Consider the following 1,817-nt stretch of genomic DNA (forward strand, 5'->3'; position numbering starts at 1 on the left):
TGGCGTGCTAGGCTCCGTCGGCGGTCACCAGGACGGCGCCGGCGGGGCCGAGCGTCACCATGACGGCGCCGATCCCCAGGCCCACCAGCAGGCGGGCGGCGTCGACGACGGGGCCGTAGTTCCCTTCGACGGCCCCCTCCTCGAGGGCCATGGCGCGCTCGGCCGGCAGGCCGGCGAGCTGGCCGAGCTCCTCGCCGTTGGGCTTGATGAGGTCGGGAGCCGAGTCGGGCAGCTCTGCGGCCAGGGCCGCGAGGGGCTCGTCGGAGGTGTCGACGGCGATGCGCAGTCCCGGGGCGGCCTCGCGCAGGAGCCCCACCAGGCGGGCGTACCAGTTGGTCGGCACGCCCGGCGGCAGGGAGCCGGACATGACCGCCCAGTGGTGGGGGGATGCGCCGGCCGGAAGCGGCGTGGTCGCCAAGGTCTCCAGGAGGGCGTGCTCGACGGCGGCGATCTCCTCCTCGCTCAGGCCCGCTCCCAGCTCGTTGAGCTTGGTGGTGGTGCCGTCGGGTTCGGTGACCGCGGTGTTGATGCGGGCGGCGCCGGCCACCGGCACCGGGTGGACGGTGAGCCCGGGAAGCTCGAGCGCTCCCAGGGCGGTGAGGATGGGGTCGTGCTCGGCGGCGGGAAGGACGGCGGTGGCGGCGCGCCCGGAGTTGGACAGGACGCGGGCGACGTTGACGCCCTTGCCCCCGGGCTCCATGACCACGTCGGTCAGGCGCTGGACAGCGCCGCGCTGGAGGGGCCCGGCCAGGGAGACGGTGCGGTCGAGTGACGGATTGGGCGTGAGGGTCAGGATCATGCGACAAGGACCTCTGTTTCGGTGGTGGCGAGCTGTTCGGTCAGTGCGGGCGGGAGCTCGACGTCGGTGACCAGGAGGTCGACGTCGTCGAGGGTGGCGAAGGAGACCAGGTGCTCCTGGCCGATCTTGGTGGAGTCGACCAGGGCCACCACCTGGCGGGCGCTGCGCACCATGGCGCGTTTAACGGTGGCCTCGTCGGGGTCGGGCGTGGACAGCCCGTGGGCGGCGCTGACGCCGTTGGCGCCCAGGAGGGCGACGTCGACACGCAGGGTGGAGAGGGCCTCGACGGCCTCAGGGCCGACGGCGGCCTGGGTGAGGCCGCGCAGTTGGCCACCCAGGATCCGCACCCGGGTATGTCCGGCGGCGGTCAGGGAGGCGGCGGTCAGGACGGAATTGGTGATGATGGTCAGGTCGCCCCCGGCGGGCAGGAGGCGGGCAGCGGCACCGGTGGTGGTGCCGGCGTCGACCAGGAGGGTGGTGCCGGGCTCCGGGTCCAGCCGTTCCAGGGCGGCGCGGGCGATGGCCTGTTTGGCGCAGATGTTGACCTGTTCGCGCTGGGTCACGCCGGTCTCCGGCAGGGCGGGGGCGGGGATGGCGCCGCCGTGGACCTTGCGCAGGGAGCCGTTGCGGTCCAGGGCGGCCAGGTCGCGGCGGATCGTCTCGGGGGTGACGTCGAAGTGCTCGGCGAGCTCGGCGACCAGGACGCGCCCAGCGCCGCGCACCTGCTCAACGATCTGGCGGTGCCTGTCCTCGATGCGCATGTTCACCCCTGACGTCGGTGTCGTTGGCCGGAAATGCCTGTTCGGGCATCAACCAGACCCATAATGTCTGAACAGACATGAGCATATGTCCGTTCAGACAGTCCCGTCTACCCCTGAGTGACTCACAATACATTTTATAGATTGCTCTGAGAACAGGGGCCGCCCTCAGGCCTGAAGTTGCCGGCGCAGGATCAGGTAGCCGCCGACGGCGAGCAGGGAGAGCGCGAGCGATCCCGCGTTGAGCGAGGCGCCGGTAC

At 71.7% G+C, this 1,817-nt stretch carries 1 protein-coding gene and 1 pseudogene; both read right to left on the minus strand.

Going from position 1 to position 1,817, the window contains the following annotated elements; genetic code table 11:
* Nucleotides 1–10: 10 nt before the first annotated feature.
* Nucleotides 11–799 (minus strand): annotated as a pseudogene (locus HMPREF0975_RS13460) (1-phosphofructokinase family hexose kinase); the annotation flags it as partial.
* Nucleotides 796–1,560 carry a DeoR/GlpR family DNA-binding transcription regulator gene (locus HMPREF0975_RS13465; RefSeq protein ID WP_009234760.1) on the minus strand — a complete coding sequence of 255 codons (765 nt, stop codon included), beginning with the start codon at nucleotides 1,558–1,560 and terminating at the stop codon, nucleotides 796–798. The gene HMPREF0975_RS13465 and the pseudogene HMPREF0975_RS13460, both read right to left, overlap by 4 nt.
* Nucleotides 1,561–1,817 lie beyond the last annotated feature (257 nt).

Source organism: Actinomyces sp. oral taxon 849 str. F0330 (assembly GCF_000239715.1).
Lineage (GTDB): Bacteria > Actinomycetota > Actinomycetes > Actinomycetales > Actinomycetaceae > Actinomyces > Actinomyces johnsonii.